Origin of the sequence: Paenibacillus sp. FSL W7-1088 (assembly GCF_037969855.1) — a bacterium.
Taxonomy (GTDB): Bacteria; Bacillota; Bacilli; order Paenibacillales; family Paenibacillaceae; genus Paenibacillus.
The window spans coordinates 2,499,297-2,516,447 of record NZ_CP150216.1 but is presented as its reverse complement, the minus strand read 5'-3'; the positions used below and the strand labels follow the sequence as shown (position 1 = coordinate 2,516,447).

Below are 17,151 nucleotides of genomic sequence, written 5' to 3'. Positions count from 1 at the left end.
TTTCCCAAAAACGTTTTCATAATTACTCAGCCTCCTCTTCAATATGTTCATCGCATCCGGTAAACCCCGCTGTGTCATCATGTTGATGAAGTGCAGTGTCAGACATCTAATGCAGTGGAACAGGCAGCCAGCCCCACCTCCTCTCCATTTAATAAAACGCTTTCATAAATCAATTCGATAACCAAGGATTGGCTCAACCTTTCCATAAATAACATTCGATGGCAATACAAAAACCCCTCCTGCCCAAATTCTATTTTTTGTAATTTTTTTACATCTCGCTATTGAGAACACAACAAAGGATGCTGTTTAAACCAGCACCCTTCTCCATTGATCCATAAATTATAAACGAAGAACAAAGTTCCAGTAACACGGTCCTTCATTCATTTTGTATTCGGCTGTGCTCCCCTGCCAAACGCGTAGGTTTTCTGCCCTTTCACACCCGGTCTGATTACAAATAGTGATCCAGCATTCGGCGTCTCCATCAGCCGCTCTTCCCCAATCCCAATTCGGGCAGTCGTAATATATAAGTCCTCCAAATCAGGTCCTCCGAAACAGCAGGAGGTCACTTGATCTGCAGGTATCTCGATCTGTTGCAGCAGTTCTGCTGTATGCGGATTCCAGCGAGTGACTCTTCCTCCGCCCCAGTGGGCAACCCACAGCATCCCCTCACTGTCTACAGTCATTCCATCCGGAAAGCCAAATTCCTCCGGTATAGCAATTACACTTGTGCGGTTCGATATTTCTCCAGCAGCCAGATCAAAATCAAAACGGTCAATGGATCGTGTCGGCGTATCAATGTAATACATCTTCTGTTGATCCGGGCTCCAGCCCAAGCCATTGGATGTAGATACATCCCGGAACAACGTTCGAACAGGCTGTCCTTCCTCCAGGCAATAAAATGCCCCTGCCTTGCTTTCATTGTTCATGCTCATCGTCCCTGCCCAGAAGCGGCCGAGCGCATCACATTTCCCATCATTGAAACGGTTGTTGTCTTTGCCTTTCTCCGGATCTTCAATCGGCTGCAACTCTCCTGTGAGCAAGTTATACGTGTGGAAGCCACTACGCAAAGCAACGACAACCACATCATCATGATATGGCACAACCGCACCTACATGCTCGCCAACATCATAAGTCCGATCCTCGCCTGTAGCCGGAACATATACATGGACCTTGTAACTTTCAATATCCACCCATAACAATCGATTATGTTCAGCATCCCAGCTTGGACCTTCGCCCAGCAGAGCCGGGGTATGTACCGCAATGTTCAAGTTGCCCATGCCATCACATCCCTTTTTAAGATTTGACGCCGCCTGACCATTCAAAACCAATGGCATCCAGGAACGCTTTGGAAAGCACCATATGGCCTGTTGCATCAGGATGAACCCGATCGTAAGTCAGCACAGACGTATAGAAATGATCCCAGAATGGAGTAAATGCAGCCTGTGTGTCCACAAAAATAGCATCATATTCCGCGGCTACTCTGCGAACTGCTTCACCGTATATATCCATCGTAGCCCGCATCGGATCTTCCGGATTGGCTTCCAAATAATAAGGAGACATCAGAACAAGTCCTTTCAAGCCAGGACGAACTGAAGCAACCAGATCACGCAGTGTGGATTCATACTCTTCCAGGAAAACTTGTGAGTCCGTAGATAACGGATTGTCAAATTGGCGCCATACATCATTGATCCCGATCATGATCGTTAACCAGTCCGGTTTGAGATCAAGCACATCCCGGTCCCAGCGCTGTTTCAAATCACGGATCGTATTCCCACTATTACCCACATTTTGAATCCGCAGCATCAATTCTGGATAGATGGAACGCAGCAAAGCATACACTTGCGCCACATAGCCATGTCCCAGTCCAGAACTCCCTTCACCAACAGGATGTTCGCGGCCACAATCTGTGATTGAATCTCCGATAAAAAGCAGCTTATCATTCTTTTGCAATTTCATTATCGTTTTCTCCTTCGCTCTCATAAGCGTTAAAATATGTGAGATCACTCGTATTCATATTTCATATTCAGAAAAGACATAGATCAGCCAGGTGCCAGGTTACCACCCTTGATTCTTAAGCCAGGTCAGGCACAGATCAGACCAGGCCCGAACGGCATGGTCATCTTCTGCCAATCCCAGACCATGTGAACCTTTTTCAAATACATGCAAGTCATAAGGAATGCCGTGTGCACCCAGGGCGAGCGCGTAACGCAAACTGTTCTCTACAGGGACCGCCTGATCATCACTCGTATGCCAGATGAATGCTTCAGGAGCGTCCGCTTTCACCTGCTGCTCTGCACTAAAGGCCTTGATCTGTTCAGCAGAAACATCTGGCCCAAGCAGATTTTCACGAGAACCGGCATGTCCATAGGACTCCATCGTGATCACTGGATAACAGAGAATTACCCGATCCGGGCGTGAACTCTCCCGTTCGATAGGGTCTTCATGATCTGGTTGACCCTCGTCATACAAGGTTCCCAACGTAGCTGTAAGATGGCCGCCCGCCGAGAAACCAAGCACGGCAATTTTGGAAGGATGAATGCCATATTGCTCGGCATGAGCCCGCACATAACGAATCGCACGCTGACCATCTGTCATGGGTGCCGGATGCCGGTGAGGCGCCACACGGTATTTCAGCACAAATGCGCTAATTCCCGCACGGTTTAACAATTCAGCGATTGGAGCTCCTTCATGATCGGCCAAAAATCCATAGCCCCCACCCGGACATATAATGACAGCGCTCTCGGAACCGGGCTGAATAAACGGAATCAGATGCGGCATTTCATCTTCATGACCCTTGGCTGCATAAGGCGCTGCATGGTCCCACAATGGTATAGTTGTTGTCACTTCTATCATCCTCTCTAAGTTGAATGGATACGTTGATCCGTATAATCATTTTCCAATCTAAGGAATCGATATCATCATAACGGGTAGCACCCTTGCGCATCAATACCTTCCTGGCATCACTTTTTGTTCAATTTGTAACAGGTTACACGGAATTCTCATGCTTGAACAGTGTTTTATAGCACATTTATAACTCTGAATGATTAATATAACGTTCGATACTGCTCCGGAGTTACGCCCTCAATCCGCCGAAAAGTAGCCACAAAATGACTCGCATCCCGAAAACCAACCTTCGCTGCCGTTTCCTTCACGGTTAGTTTGCTGTCCCCTGTCATCCATTCTTTTGATTTGCGAATACGGAGGAGAATGAAATAACTGTAGGCAGTCATGCCAAAGGATTGTTTGAAAAGGGTATTCAGATGCCTAGGCGTAATGCCTGGTATGGCAGCCATCTGTTCAAGGCCGATTTCGGGATCGGCATAGTGTTCATTCATAAATGAAATTAAAGGAGCCAGCCGTTCCACGGCATGGGAGATCGAAGATCGACTGCCTGTCATGCCGTGTTTTTTGAGCAAAATCAGAAACCGGTACATGTCCGCTGACGCTTCCAATCCAGATAAATCCTGGTCACTGCTGATGGAACCCAGCACTTCCCTGCCATAATATTCAAGCGGGCTCTCTGCGTCCCACTGGTGAAGTGCTGCCTCCCCCAAACCAAGCGACTCTGTAATGGCCGGGCACTGGGAGCCTCCAAATGTAATGTAAAGGGTCTCCCATTCTCCTTGCGAGCGAACATACTCGTGCGGCTCACTCGGCGGCAGCAAAATGCCGGATGTCTCCCCCAGCTGTACAGTTGAACCTGCAAATCTGAACTCTCCAGCTCCCTTCACCGTCTGAAGCCAGTGATAACAAGGATATCCGGCAGGTCTGTACACGTTCTCCTGATTGCCGTTGTATCCTATGCTCTCGATGTAGAGCGGAAGCGGCTGATCCCGTGGGGTCATAAAGTAGCGCCGATGATCGGGTGTGATGAGCATAGGGATTCTCTCCTTTGAACAAAAATCAAAATTATAGTTCCATATTCTTATATGCCTCAATACTTTTCTTATATTTTAAAAGTCATATCCATCATATAGTATAGATTTATTCTTATACAAGAGGTGAACACATTTGATTAGCAGCAAGTTACCCAAAATGTTCTACGGCGGCGACTATAACCCTGAGCAATGGGATCATGAGACTCATCTTGAAGATCTGCGCATGTTCCAATTGGCAGGTATTGATATTGCGACCATCAACGTATTTTCATGGGCACTGATTCAGCCTGATGAAGTCACTTATCATTTTGAAGGACTCGACCAGTTAATTAACAGTCTCTATGAAAGCGGCGTTTACATTTGCCTCGCGACAAGCACTGCTGCCCATCCAGCGTGGATGGCGAAGAAATACCCGGATGTACTGCGTGTGGATGCCGATGGACGTAAACGCAAATTCGGTGGACGGCATAACTCCTGTCCGAACAGCCCTACCTACCGCAAATACTCCGAGAAGATTGCAGACAAGCTGGCGGAACGTTACAAGGATCATCCTGCTGTGCTTGTATGGCATATCTCCAATGAATATGGCGGCGATTGTTATTGTGATAACTGCGAGAAAGCGTTCCGTGTATACCTCAAACAACGTTATCAGACCCTGGAGCAGCTGAACAAAGCATGGAACACTAATTTCTGGGGGCATACATTCTACGATTGGGATGAAATTGTACTGCCAAGCAATCTGAGCGAGCACTGGGGTGACAACAATTCCACGTTCCAGGGCATCTCGCTTGATTACTCCCGCTTCAACTCCGACAGTATGCTCGATTGTTACCGTCTGGAATATGATGCGATCAAAAAACATATCCCGGATTCGGTCGTTACGACCAATCTGATGGGATTCTTCAAACAGCTGGACTATTTCAAATGGGCCAAATATATGGATATCGTCTCCTGGGACAGCTATCCGGGTCTTGCGACTCCGGTCAGTTTCACAGCTATGGCTCATGATCTGATGCGTGGATTAAAGGACGGACAGCCGTTCATGCTCATGGAGCAGACACCTAGCCAGCAGAACTGGCAGCCTTACAATTCATTGAAACGCCCCGGCGTTATGCGTCTGTGGAGCTACCAGTCCGTTGCCCATGGCGCGGATACGATCATGTTCTTCCAGCTCCGCCGTTCTGTTGGCGCCTGCGAGAAATATCACGGTGCAGTCATTGAACATGTAGGACATGAGCATACCCGTGTATTCCGGGAAGTCGCGGAGCTGGGCAAAGAATTGCAGTTGCTGGGCGACAAAACGCTGGATGCTGCTGTAGATGCCAAAGTGGCGATTGTGTTTGACTGGGATAACTGGTGGGCGATCGAGAAATCCAGCGGACCTACCGTTGCACTGAACTATGTAGATCAAATTCACAAATACTACGCTGCCTTCTTCCGCCGCAACATTCAGGTGGACATCGTTAGTGTGGATACCGATATAAGCAAATACGATATTGTGCTCGCTCCAGTACTGTATATGGTTAAACCAGGCTTTGCAGCCAAACTGGAGAAGTTCGTTGAAGCAGGCGGTACATTCCTGACAACCTTCTTCAGTGGTATCGTCAATGAAAGTGACATCGTAACAACCGGGGGATATCCTGGCGAACTTCGCAAACTGCTTGGTATCTGGGTTGAAGAAATTGATGCCCTGCTGCCGGAGCAAAAAAACAGCATTGTCCTGAAAGAGGCTTATGGCGATCTTCAAGGAGAATATGGTTGTGGCATGTTGTGTGACTTGCTGCACAGTGAAGGTGCAGAGATCATCGCCGAGTATGGAGACGACTTCTACAAAGGCATGCCTGTGGTAACGCGTAACCCGTTTGGTCAAGGTGAAGCCTGGTATGTCGCTTCCGATCCGGAAGATCGATTCCTGGACGGGTTGCTGGGACAACTGGCGGCAGCCAAAAATATTGACTCTCTTCTGCATACTCCGGAAGGAGTTGAAGTGACTGCTCGTACCAAGGATGGACAACAGTACCTGTTTGTCATGAATCACAATGCTACCGCTCAATCCTATGATTTGGGCGAAACTGAGGCTCGTGATTTGCTCACAGATCGCTCCCTTTCAGGTACGATCGAGATTGAAGGCCGCGGTGTGCAGCTCCTTGAAATGAAATAATATTCGAAAATTGATGATACAACATGTTACATGGAAATCGCATTGATCTATGTTTGCCGCTTAAAAGGGTGTCAATTGTTAAAATTTGAAGTATTATATGAATGAACCTGTTTCAATCTGCTACTTCCCGTATCCGTTTAGACCGGATACGGTTTTTTGTCATTATTTGTGAGGCTCTTGGTTAGAAGGAAATACCGAGAAGCGAAGCGAATTGGACGAGACACACAATTAACGACGCCCCGCCGGGAACAGGAAGCCGCCCTTGGTATGCAGGCTCAGCGCTATATTAAATAAATAATATAATGCTGCGAAATATTGGTGACAGCCATGATGTCACTTATACACTGCTACAATGAGAGAAACACTCCAGCATCCTTTCCGGCGGCGCAACCCTCGAAACGGAGTGGCTGACATGAATAGAACAAATCGGCTTGCCGCCATCGTTATGGCATTGCAGCACGGTCACGAAACGGCACATTCACTTGCAGAGAAGTTTGAAGTTTCCCGCCGTACCATCCTGCGGGATATCCAATCACTTTCAGAGATGAATGTCCCGATCATTGCCATCTCCGGTCCCGGAGGCGGCTTCAGACTTATGGAGGGGTATGTACTGCCCCCACTGCAATTGGACCCGGTTGAAGCAGCTACTCTCATCTTTGCTCTCGAAGGCCTAAGCCATTATGCAGATACCCCTTTTCAAGAGAAACGCTGGACATTAATGGACAAAATCAAAAGCATTATTCCTGAGGATGTCAAGGCAAGGATGGATCCCATGCTCAAACAACTGAAGCATGATGTTCCCCAGCGGAACTACATCCTTCGTCATCTGGAACCGCTTCTGGCTTGTATCCCGGAACAAGGGTGGCTGCGTATGTTATACCGCTCTGCTTCCCGTCAACGCTGGCTTACGATCTGCCCCATTCGAATCTATGCTTCTGCCGGTTTCTGGTATTGTGAAGCGTATTCGGAGGAGCATGGTGAAGAGCGCCTGTTCAGGGCAGACCGTATTCTGGACGTTACGCCGGTTGAGCTGATTGAATCACAACAGCTGGCAGAACAGGCACAGCGACAGCGCAGCAAACCTCAATCTCCTGAGCGCTCTCCAACGCGCGTTACCGCACGTCTGAGTTACAGCGGAATGATCGAGGCAGAACAGGACAAGCATATTGGCGAACGGATGACCGAGATTGCTCCGGATGTCTGGGAACTGTCTTTTCTCTGCCCTCCTGGCGAGTGGGCTTGGGCCGTGCGATTCTTTTATCGACTTGGACGTGAGGCAGAAGTACTCGAACCTGAGGACCTTCGCTGCGCGATTCGCAAACATGCCGAGGAAGTATGCCAGATGTATCTGACTTCCAACAATAATCGTTGTAGCACACGCTAAAAAGGAGCTTGCAAATTCATGATGAATGAGAATGAATCTATCGTAACTTACGAAGAAGCTGTGCAGCGAATAGAGGCTGTGGGACTTCTCCCACTCGCCCCTTTATTCCCTGAATATCCTTCACTGTCCTCCATAACCCCTAAAGAAAACTGGCATAAGGATAACGCGCTTGATCCCTGGTTATGGCGTTCACGTCTGGCTGAGGAAGGGATCGCCGCCTATGGAAAATTCATTAAAAAGAAGGCAATTCTCGTCTCACGCGAGTATTTCCCATGGGTGCACCGGCTGCTAGCGGACTCCAGAGTCATGGAGGAACAGTATGATGCGGGATTGCTCTCTCGAGAAGCATTCAAACTGTATGAAATAATTGAAACGCAAGAGGGGATCGATGGACGGACGCTGCGTTCACAGGCGGGTTTCGGGGCCAAAGAGGACAAAAAGGCATTTGACCAAGGGCTGCTGGATCTCCAAAGCATTAGCGCCATAGTGATTTGCGGCACCAAAGAAAAAGAAGGGCTCGCTGAAGGCAAGGTCGCTTGGAACAGTTCTGCTTATGAAACCTCAGGCTACTGGATGAAGCGTCAAGGTATTGAACCGTTTGAGGGCAGCGTTGCAGACGCGAGCAAACTCCTGGTACAACAATTGGAGAAGCACGCTTCTGCTGCCGCCCTGACCAAAATAAAAAAAGCCTTTGCGATAAAATGATTGAAATGCCTTAGAACGACAAATCCCGGAAGCCGAAAAGGGCCGCCGGGATTTGCTGTATATACGTTTACCATTCATGCAACAGGTATAAAGCAGCGAACGAGCGCAATTAGAGGATGACTCCGTCCTTGAATATGGCAATTTCCCGAAATCCATGCTGCTCGCTGAGCGTATGCGCCCGCCCTGAAGCGATATCGATCAGCTGGCTGAACAGCTGTACTTTCACGTCTTCCATCGTCTTACCTTCCAGCAGTTGACCTGCGTTAAAATCAATCCAGTGTTTTTTTCGATTAGCAAGGTCGGATTGGGTAGCAATTTTAACGGTAGGTACCGGGCCTCCAAACGGCGTTCCGCGACCTGTCGTGAAAAGAACAATGTGCGCACCCGCAGCAGACAGTGCCGTAACAGACACGAGATCATTCCCCGGAGCCTCCACGATGTTCAGGCCGGTTTGAGTGACACGTTTGCCGTAACGAAGCACATCAACTACGGAAGAACGCCCTCCCTTTTGCGTACATCCCAAAGACTTTTCTTCCAGTGTGGTAATTCCACCTGCTTTGTTCCCTGGTGAAGGATTTTCATATATATTCTGACCATGGTTCACAAAGTATTGCTTGAAACCGTTCACCAAGTCTACCAAATCATCAAATACCTGCTCATTGGCCGCCCGATTCATCAGAATGGTCTCTGCACCAAACATCTCGGGAACTTCGGTCAATATGGCCGTACCTCCGGCAGCAACCAGCATATCCGCAACGGAGCCAACGAGCGGGTTCGCCGTAATCCCGGACAGACCGTCCGAACCGCCGCATTTCAATCCAATTTTGAGCTTGCTCAGGGGCAGCGGCTGACGCTGTTCATGTTCGACGAGCTCCACGAGCTCTTCCATCAGACGCAGTCCTTCCTCAAGCTCGTCATCCGTTTCCTGCGCTTTGAGAAAACGGACCTTCCCCTGGTATTCCGGTGCGATACATTCGCGGAACTGGTCAACCTGATTATTTTCACAACCCAGACCAATGACCAGTACACCGCCGGCATTCGGGTGTTCCACCAGGGAAGCCAGTACCTGCTGCGTATATTTCAGGTCATCTCCCAGCTGCGAGCAGCCGAACGGGTGCGGAAAATGATAAACACCATCCACCCTGCTGCCGAACTGTGACTGGCCCATCCGAGCCAAAGCCTCACATACTTTATTAATGCATCCGACCGTATTTACAATCCAGATTTCATTACGGATACCTGCTTCACCGTTAGGGCGCAAATACCCATTAAATGAACGCAGATGTTCTGGAGGCATGTCCGTCTGAACAGGTGGTCCTGGCTGATACTGATATTCAAGTAATCCGTGAAGTCCTGTTTTCAGATTGTGACTGTGAATCCAGCTCCCCTGCTCAATCTGTTCTTTGGCAATCCCAATGGAAAAACCATATTTCATCACATCCGCGCCCGGGGCGAGGGTGTGCACAGCAATTTTATGGCCCTTGGGCACATCATCCCTTAATGTAAAAGAGCTGCTGTCTGGCAGGGTAATGCTTTCCCCTTTTACATAATCCCGAAGGGCTATAATAACATCATCCTGCGGTTGAATCGCAATCCAGTCATTGACTGTACGTGTTGTGTTCATGAACTCTCACCCTCCAGCAAACCAATTTCGCGAATGAGAGCTTCGCGAAGCCCCTCTCGATCATCCAAATTGTCTCCCCAGATGGATACATCCGATAATACAGCAGCGACACTCTGTTCTAGTTGCTGCTTCTCCCTATTCAGAGGATCATAACTCTCCCAATGCTTGGCGAGTGAAGCCAATACATCGGCATCATCCCGAAGCAGGACGGACTCACCGTTCAGTCGCTGTGCCATATAACCATCCGCCGTAGCCACTGGACGATACAGACACAATAATCCCGCGAATCCCTTTACGAGCCGGGCAGGCCAAGTCCCCTGATTTTGTTCATAGGCCAAAAGGGTAGGCAGTACACGAACCTTGAACTTTCCTACTGTATTTAATGCAATATCTTGCAGCTTGTGATTAATATACGGATTGAGAAAACGTTCAAACACTTCGGCTGCATACTGATCCAAATGATGATCGGGCATATCCAGCGCAGGTATGATCTCCTGATGTACCGCTTCTCTGACCCATGAGCCAAACTGCGGGTCTTCCATCGTCTCTCTTACCAGTTCCTTGCCTTGCAAAATGCCAAGCGAAGACATGAGGGTATGAGCACCATTCAGAATACGAACCTTGCGCAGCTGAAAAGGTTTCAAATCCTTCACCCAATGTACGTTCAATCCTGCCTGTTTCAGGGGGAGTTTCTTGTCCAGGGCTTCATCTGCCTGAATGGCCCAGAAATGATATGGTTCAGCCGTATTGACCAGTTGATCCTCGTATCCCCAGCGATTGGTCAGGGAATCGGCTTCTTCCTTCGTCGGTGCACCCGTCACGATCCGGTCAACCAGATTGTTCAGGAATAAGTTATGGTTCTCAACCCATGAACGGAAGCCTTCAGAATACCCAAAATCTTCACTATGACGCAGCACACAACTGCGCAGAACATCCCCGTTGCCCTCAAGCAACTCACACGGCAGATGAATCAAACCTCGCGATGGGTCCCCATCAAAGCGCAGATAACGTTGATGCAAGAAGACCGTCAGTTTACCCGGAAATGATTGTACAGGTTCACCCTGTGTGTATTCTGCATACGTATATTTCAATCCCGACTCGGTTGTATTGGAGATGACAAACTCCAGGGAGGGCAATTCCGCAAGCTTCAGAAAATTCTGCCATTCTTCATACGGATTAATACACTGTGAAAAAATGGAGATCAATTCCGTACGTTCCACCGCTTTTCCCTGTGACAGCCCCCGGGTAATCATCGTATACAATCCGTCCTGATCACGAATTTGTTCCAGCTTTGCCTTTCCCCCAGGCCGAGGCTGGGTCACCGCAACACTGCCATGGAATTTGCCTTGTCTGGCACTCTCATGAAGCATCCAGTCTGCAAACCCACGCAAAAAGTTGCCTTCTCCAATCTGTAGTACCTTTACGGGACGTTCCATCACTTCTTTGCACTTGCGCTGGCTATCGCTTCCGAGCAAATTCAGCTTCAGCCTTGGTCTTTTCGTGCTCGCCGACATGAACACTCACCTCATCGTTTGATTTATCAACATCAGATGCCCCGCTGTACGGTACACAGCCGCTTACACTTCCATTGAAAACGCTTTAAATTCATTGTATCATCAATAAAAGGAAATTTAATTGCTTATATTGCGGTAAATGTACTCTTTCATGATCAGATGTAACCCTTTTTGTAAGCACTGTTTTGAAAGGAGATCGAATGGAACGTTCGCCCGTTCGTACAACCATTCAGGCGGAATCGGGGATTCCCTTTCGTCTGGTGTATGCAGATACCAAGTCCCCCCAGAACGAGTTGCCGGATCATCTTCATGACTGGCATGAAATTATCTATGTATATCGGGGTCAGGGCACCATTTTTATTGATACCGGTCTTGAAGACATGCAGGAGGGTGATTTGTTCATCATCCCTGGCAGCACGGTGCATCGTGCATTGCCGGATGCCGGGAATCCGGTGACTTCGTCGGCCTTGTTCTTCAGTCCAGGATTATTGGCCTCCACAGCGGGAGGCAATGCTTCAGCCATGCTCTCGCTGTTTGAACGCTGCCGCCAACGCAGAGTGTACAAGAGGCATCTGGAGGCCAAGGAACAAGCCCAGGTGGCTGCGCTTATAGACGACATCCATGCAGAATTCCAATTAGAACATCACCTGAGTGCCCACGCCGCTCTGCTGAGGTTGCAGCTCTTACTCATTTATCTGCAGCGATTGGAGGCAGTCGGTCCGGCAAGTCCTGCCAGAACTGTTCCTGGACCCGACTGGCTCTCCTATACGCTGACTCATATGGATGAAGAGCTGCGCAGTAACCTTTCCTTGCCGGAACTGGCCCGTAAGGCTGCCGTATCCCCGGCTCACTTCAGCCGTGCGTTCAAAAGGTATACCGGCATGACGCTAACGGACTATGCATTGGCCCGCCGGGTCATTATGGCGAAAGAGCATCTGCTGCGAAGTAATGAGACGATGGCCGTTGTTGCCGATGCCTGCGGCTTTGAGAGCCTACCCCATTTTTATCGACAATTCAAGAAATTGACGGGCACCACACCCGCTGCCTACCGTAAAACCATGAAGAATCAGGATCAAACGTGATTGTCACGACATCCTGAACTGTAGAGATTTGTCTGTGTGTAACATATTCTTCCATACTATTCGTGTGGTATGTTATAATACTGAATTACAATGTCGGAAACGATGCGTTTCTGCTGCCAGAGGAGCCTTACATCCCATGTTAAACGAATTGAATCGCAGAAATATCGGCATCTTCGCACACGTCGATGCAGGGAAAACAACAACGACAGAACATATGTTATTTCAAAGCGGTGTTGTACGTACTCCAGGACGCGTGGATGACGGAACAACAGCAACGGACTCTCTGGATATTGAAAAGGAACGAGGCATTTCCGTGCAGGCGGCTATGACTTCTTTGATCTGGAAAGATACGATTATTGATCTGATTGATACGCCGGGACATATCGATTTCAGCTCTGAGGTAGAGCGATCCCTGCGTGTTATGGACGGAGCCGTTCTGATTCTGTCCGCCGTGGAAGGGGTCCAATCCCAAAGCGAGACCATCTGGCATGCTCTCCGCTCGCTTGGAATTCCTACCCTGATTTATATTAACAAAATGGATCGGGTTGGCGCCTCTGCTGAGACGGTTATCGATCAGGTCCGCTCCAGTCTCTCTCCCTTCGTATGCGAAATCCAATCCTTTCGTATGAATGAAGAGGTGTTCGAGGGCATTGACTCCTTATGGAATGAGAGCCAAAAGCGAGTAAAGGGTCCCCCCTCATCAATCCCCGGGCTTTTTGAATTATTGGCCGAACTCGATGAAGATCTGATGGAAGCCTACATTAATGGTGAAACACTTCCTGCTGAACAGTTAGATGAAGCATTTCGCAAAAAGGTGCATCGTGGCGAAGTGTTCCCCATTTGTTATGGTGCTTCTGGCAAAGGGATCGGCGTAACGGAGCTGCTGGATGCCATCATCGAATTTCTTCCTGCACCCGCACAACCTCAAGAACCTTCAGTATCCGGGGTTGTATTCAAAATTGAACGGGATAAAACGATGGGCCGTACAGCCTATGTTCGCATGTATGGTGGCAGCGTGCATAATCGGGATACGATCTATAACTCCACTCGGAAGCTGGAAGAGAAAGTGACTCAGATTCGCCGAATGGATGGTCGGAAATGGGCAGATACCGGTGCTGTTCATGCCGGACAGATCGCCGCACTGTATGGACTAAGCGAAACCCATGTTGGTGATATTATTGGCAGCCCCGAAGGTGTGCCTCCTGTACCCCAGATGGCTGTTCCCTTGTTGACTGTGCAAGTCCATGGTAAAGACACGGCTCGTTACCCTGACCTTGTAGCGGCATTGCAAGAGCTGACGGATGAAGATCCCCTGCTCGATTTGCAATGGTTGCCTGAAGAACGGGAACTGCATCTTAAAGTGATGGGAACCATTCAGCTTGAGATTCTGTCCAGTCTGCTGATGAGTCGTTTCGGACTGGATGTCGTATTCGACCCGCCGTCCGTCATTTATAAGGAAACTCCTGCTTCTTCCGGAGAAGGATTTATCGCGTATACGATGCCCAAGCCCTGCTGGGCCATTCTACGATTCAGCATTGAGCCTTTGCCACGTGGCAGTGGTCTGATCTACTCATCCACGGTCCGAACGGATCATCTCCTGCTTCGATATCAGAATGAAGTGGAGCGACGCATTCCCGAAGCGCTATCTCAAGGGTTGTTGGGCTGGGAGGTTACCGACCTGCGCATTACGCTAATTGAAGGAGAGCACCATGTCTGGCATACCCATCCACTGGATTTTGTGGTAGCTACGCCGATGGGGATCATGGATGGGTTGGCAAGCACAGGCACAACCCTGCTGGAACCCATTCTGAATTTCCGGTTAACGGTTCCGGAGGAGTACGGCGGCAAAGCGCTTAGTGATCTAGTACATATGCGGGCAACCTTTGAAGCCCCGATCATCGGAGGCGGGCGATGCATCGTTGAAGGACGTATGCCTCTGGCAAGCTCCATGGATTATCCGGTGAAACTCCGCTCAGAGACGAGCGGGCGAGGGTTGCTCACGACTTCTTTTGCCGGGTACGAGGATTGTCCTTCGGATCAGACCCATACGCGGAAACGCAAAGGGGTTAACCCGCTGGACCAATCCAAATATATTTTAAGTGTTCGAAATGCGATTACATCATAATTGGAGTTGACTTTGTCGTGCTGATTAAATTTCTAATCTTTGGCCTGCTGTGGCGGATTGTAGGCAATCCGTTCTTGGCAGTTATTATTTTCCTCATCATTCTGTATTTCCTGGATCGTCGCTATGTTGGGGTGATGCCAAGCTTCATGAAGCCACTTAAACGCATGCGTAACATCTCACGGCTTCGGCAGCAGCTTGCCATGAGTCCGAATGAAGTCTCTTCCAAGCTGGATCTGGCCCGTCTGTTGATTGAACGCAAACGTTATAGCGAAGCTCATGCCTTGCTGCTGGAACTGGAGCGTCCTTACGAGCAATCAGCCGAATATTGGGAGGCGCTAGGCACAACTGAACTTCATCTGGGCCAAACGGAAGAAGGCGAGCGTCATATTTTGCAGGCACTGGATATTAATCCAAGAGTGAAATATGGGCGCCCTTATCTGACACTTGCAGGTGCGTTCAAGGATACTCACCGGGACAAAGCGCTGGCATATGTTCAGCAATTCCAGGAGATTCATTCCTCATCCAGTGAAGCATATTATCTGCTCGGCTCGGTGTACCGCTCTCTTGGACGTACTGCTGATGCAAAGCAAGCCTACGAGCAATCCCTTAACGTATATCGCTCCCTGCCCAAATATAAGAAGCGCCAGGAGCGTCGCTGGGCTGTACGCAGCTGGTTCCGCAAGCGTGGACTATAAAGCTGTTTGGTTACGTTAGATTGAGCATTGAATTGGATGTCGTGATTTGAAATGTACGCATCCATCCATCTATCTATCCATTCGGGATAAACGACTTCACCACATACAAAGTGCACTGATTTTTGCCTCAAGGCGGAAATCAGTGCACTTTTGGTATACATCCCATGTTGCAGAGCTACATCAGCAGCTCACGCAGCCGTTCCTCATTACCTTTCATCCAGTCTACCCGTTCTCTCAGCTTCCTGATTTGCTGTACAGCCACTTCAGGCTCATCTGTACCTTCGAACAATCGACTGATAAAATGCATCACCACATCCAGGCTTCGAAGCAAAATAAGCGTTGGAATCACGCTCAGCTCCTCTGGCTCCAGGCTGACCTGCTGCCTGAATCCCTGGATCAGTCCCTCCAAAGCCTCCCACATCCATGCCTGCTCCTTGTCCATCGTCAGTAGGTCCGACATGGGCACAGCGAGCTCCATTACCCGCAGATCCCATGTGGCGAATTCAAAATCCAAAATGGCACATATGATATCCTGAGAGTCTGCCAATACATTGGATGCATTTAAGTCCCCATGGACCAGTTGATGCGGCAAATCCTCCATACCTCGCAGCGTATTGAATAAGTCTGGCAATACTTCCTTCAGCTTCTGCAGGTCATCTGCACATGCCATCAGCGTATCCGGGGGTGAGGTGCATAGTTGTAACAGTTTCTTCGGCGAACAGAGCGGGTAAGCCTCCTGAATCTGATAATAGGGCGGATAAACGGGAGACAGGGATATAGGAAGGCGCGCCATAACGGAAGACAACATGCCCGCCGCCCTGCCCAGTCCACTCAGCTGCTCGGGTGTATTCCACACAGGATTATGACCCTCACGATAATGGAACAACGTCACGATTTTGCTCTGGCCCGAGGAACGATCCTGCACCGCAAGAAATGTTGCATGCTTATCATCAGGAAGGCTAACGGGCACAGGCACATCAAGCTCAAACTCTGAACGTGACAAGGCAGACAGCACCTCATGTTCAAAAGCAATTTTCATTTGATCATTATGCGTTTCATACTGCCTCAGCACGTAACATTCTTCGTTGATCTCTACCATGAAGGTAGAGTTATTCATGCCACCCTTTCCACGCTGGGCTTTCCAGTTGGACGAGAAGCCATATGAGGATAAAACGGTGGATATGAGCTGCTTTTCTGAATCCTTTAGGGAACCTGAATCGATGATGTGCACCAAAAATAACTCCTTTATCTCACATAATACAACCTCTATATGTCCTCATCTTAACGGAAGTATTTCTTTCGGTCTAGTCGGCTCCGAGGTAATAGTCATGCTAAGCTTCACGGACTGCTGATCAGGCAAATGGATAGTATCCTGTGCGATTCAGCTGTTCTGCAATCACGCGATAGCCTTTGGCATTTGGATGAACCCTGTCCCAAAATAACAGTTCACGTTCTCGCCCTTCAAACCGGTCATAGACCTGGGCACAGGCATAGTTCCCCGATCCTGCGCCATTCAGAAAGGAATTATATTGCCGCACCCAATATGCAGCTTCCGCTGCTTGCGGATACGGGTTGTACAACCCAATCGTACGGACCATATATACACTGTTTCCTTTCAACTGCCGGATGTGCCTCATAATCTGGGATACGTTACTGCGAGTATCTCCAAGCACCTGTGTCATCTTACTTGCATTTGGAATCCCGCCACTCGCTTTGAATGTACGAATCAGATCATTGCCACCAATCGACAACGTAATAATATCCGCTTCACGCAGCGATTGCCGTACTCTTGGATTGTTGGATATCATCTGCAGCATTTCCCCTGAGGTAAGTCCATTCACACCCAAATTATCCATCGATACAAACGTACGCACATTCGTTTCTGCCATTCTCCGATATAAAGGAACAAAGCCGGTGCCCAGCAGCGCTCCTGTACCTACCGTTAATGAATCTCCTATAGCCACATATCGATATACCATCCCG

Annotated in this window: 14 protein-coding genes; 6 read left to right on the top strand and 8 right to left on the bottom strand. The window is 48.9% G+C overall.

Annotation, left to right across the window (positions count from 1 at the left end):
- Positions 1-380 precede the first annotated feature (380 nt).
- The 4 genes from MKY42_RS11520 to MKY42_RS11505 form a co-directional block, all read right to left on the bottom strand.
- Positions 381-1,277, bottom strand: coding sequence for an SMP-30/gluconolactonase/LRE family protein (locus MKY42_RS11520; protein WP_339851114.1), 897 nt, complete (start codon positions 1,275-1,277; stop codon positions 381-383).
- A gap of 16 nt (positions 1,278-1,293) precedes the next feature.
- A complete protein-coding gene (locus MKY42_RS11515) occupies positions 1,294-1,956 on the bottom strand; it encodes an SGNH/GDSL hydrolase family protein (protein WP_090895847.1) in 663 nt (220 codons plus the stop codon).
- 99 nt (positions 1,957-2,055) lie between these two features.
- Entirely contained in the window at positions 2,056-2,844 is a 789-nt protein-coding gene (locus MKY42_RS11510) for an alpha/beta hydrolase (protein ID WP_109999790.1), read from the bottom strand.
- 200 nt (positions 2,845-3,044) lie between these two features.
- Positions 3,045-3,878, bottom strand: a complete 834-nt coding sequence (locus MKY42_RS11505; RefSeq protein WP_090895843.1) for an AraC family transcriptional regulator — start codon at positions 3,876-3,878, stop codon at positions 3,045-3,047.
- Between the two features lie 133 nt (positions 3,879-4,011).
- Between MKY42_RS11505 and MKY42_RS11500 the strand changes: the two genes are divergently transcribed.
- From MKY42_RS11500 to MKY42_RS11490, 3 genes are all read left to right on the top strand, one after another.
- Positions 4,012-6,039, top strand: coding sequence for a beta-galactosidase (locus MKY42_RS11500; protein WP_339851107.1), 2,028 nt, complete (start codon positions 4,012-4,014; stop codon positions 6,037-6,039).
- 412 nt (positions 6,040-6,451) lie between these two features.
- Positions 6,452-7,423 (top strand): WYL domain-containing protein, encoded by a 972-nt coding sequence (locus tag MKY42_RS11495; protein ID WP_179265186.1) that lies wholly within the window; start codon positions 6,452-6,454, stop codon positions 7,421-7,423.
- Positions 7,424-7,441: 18 nt separating this feature from the next.
- Positions 7,442-8,128 (top strand): hypothetical protein, encoded by a 687-nt coding sequence (locus tag MKY42_RS11490; RefSeq protein WP_256221975.1) that lies wholly within the window; start codon positions 7,442-7,444, stop codon positions 8,126-8,128.
- 109 nt (positions 8,129-8,237) lie between these two features.
- On the opposite strand, the gene MKY42_RS11485 is transcribed toward MKY42_RS11490, so the two are convergent.
- Positions 8,238-9,752, bottom strand: a complete 1,515-nt coding sequence (locus MKY42_RS11485; protein ID WP_090895837.1) for an altronate dehydratase family protein — start codon at positions 9,750-9,752, stop codon at positions 8,238-8,240.
- On the bottom strand, positions 9,749-11,266 hold the full coding sequence (locus MKY42_RS11480; RefSeq protein WP_090895835.1) for a tagaturonate reductase: 1,518 nt from the start codon (positions 11,264-11,266) through the stop codon (positions 9,749-9,751). Before MKY42_RS11480 ends, MKY42_RS11485 begins: the two co-directional genes overlap by 4 nt.
- Positions 11,267-11,466: 200 nt before the next feature.
- Here MKY42_RS11480 and MKY42_RS11475 point away from each other — a divergent pair, with 200 nt between their 5' ends.
- The 3 genes from MKY42_RS11475 (at position 11,467) to MKY42_RS11465 (ending at position 15,168) form a co-directional block, all read left to right on the top strand.
- The gene (locus MKY42_RS11475; RefSeq protein WP_090895833.1) at positions 11,467-12,348 is read left to right on the top strand and encodes an AraC family transcriptional regulator; all 882 of its coding nucleotides are present in this window, start codon (positions 11,467-11,469) and stop codon (positions 12,346-12,348) included.
- A gap of 136 nt (positions 12,349-12,484) precedes the next feature.
- On the top strand, positions 12,485-14,473 hold the full coding sequence (locus MKY42_RS11470; RefSeq protein ID WP_090895831.1) for a TetM/TetW/TetO/TetS family tetracycline resistance ribosomal protection protein: 1,989 nt from the start codon (positions 12,485-12,487) through the stop codon (positions 14,471-14,473).
- A gap of 17 nt (positions 14,474-14,490) precedes the next feature.
- A complete protein-coding gene (locus MKY42_RS11465; protein WP_063564693.1) occupies positions 14,491-15,168 on the top strand; it encodes a tetratricopeptide repeat protein in 678 nt (225 codons plus the stop codon).
- 175 nt (positions 15,169-15,343) lie between these two features.
- On the opposite strand, the gene MKY42_RS11460 is transcribed toward MKY42_RS11465, so the two are convergent.
- Positions 15,344-16,399 (bottom strand): phosphotransferase, encoded by a 1,056-nt coding sequence (locus MKY42_RS11460; RefSeq protein WP_179265191.1) that lies wholly within the window; start codon positions 16,397-16,399, stop codon positions 15,344-15,346.
- 121 nt (positions 16,400-16,520) lie between these two features.
- Positions 16,521-17,147 (bottom strand): GDSL-type esterase/lipase family protein, encoded by a 627-nt coding sequence (locus MKY42_RS11455; protein ID WP_179265192.1) that lies wholly within the window; start codon positions 17,145-17,147, stop codon positions 16,521-16,523.
- Positions 17,148-17,151 lie beyond the last annotated feature (4 nt).

What these genes read in the sequence shown, in the direction of transcription:
- MKY42_RS11495 (WP_179265186.1), top strand. Translation starts at nt 6,452, where the DNA reads ATGAATAGAACAAATCGGCTTGCCGCCATCGTTATGGCATTGCAGCAC.
- MKY42_RS11470 (WP_090895831.1), top strand. Translation starts at nt 12,485, where the DNA reads ATGTTAAACGAATTGAATCGCAGAAATATCGGCATCTTCGCACACGTC.
- MKY42_RS11485 (WP_090895837.1), bottom strand. Translation starts at nt 9,752, where the DNA reads ATGAACACAACACGTACAGTCAATGACTGGATTGCGATTCAACCGCAG.
- MKY42_RS11490 (WP_256221975.1), top strand. Translation starts at nt 7,442, where the DNA reads ATGATGAATGAGAATGAATCTATCGTAACTTACGAAGAAGCTGTGCAG.
- MKY42_RS11455 (WP_179265192.1), bottom strand. Translation starts at nt 17,147, where the DNA reads ATGGTATATCGATATGTGGCTATAGGAGATTCATTAACGGTAGGTACA.
- MKY42_RS11480 (WP_090895835.1), bottom strand. Translation starts at nt 11,266, where the DNA reads ATGTCGGCGAGCACGAAAAGACCAAGGCTGAAGCTGAATTTGCTCGGA.
- MKY42_RS11505 (WP_090895843.1), bottom strand. Translation starts at nt 3,878, where the DNA reads ATGCTCATCACACCCGATCATCGGCGCTACTTTATGACCCCACGGGAT.
- MKY42_RS11475 (WP_090895833.1), top strand. Translation starts at nt 11,467, where the DNA reads ATGGAACGTTCGCCCGTTCGTACAACCATTCAGGCGGAATCGGGGATT.
- MKY42_RS11520 (WP_339851114.1), bottom strand. Translation starts at nt 1,277, where the DNA reads ATGGGCAACTTGAACATTGCGGTACATACCCCGGCTCTGCTGGGCGAA.
- MKY42_RS11515 (WP_090895847.1), bottom strand. Translation starts at nt 1,956, where the DNA reads ATGAAATTGCAAAAGAATGATAAGCTGCTTTTTATCGGAGATTCAATC.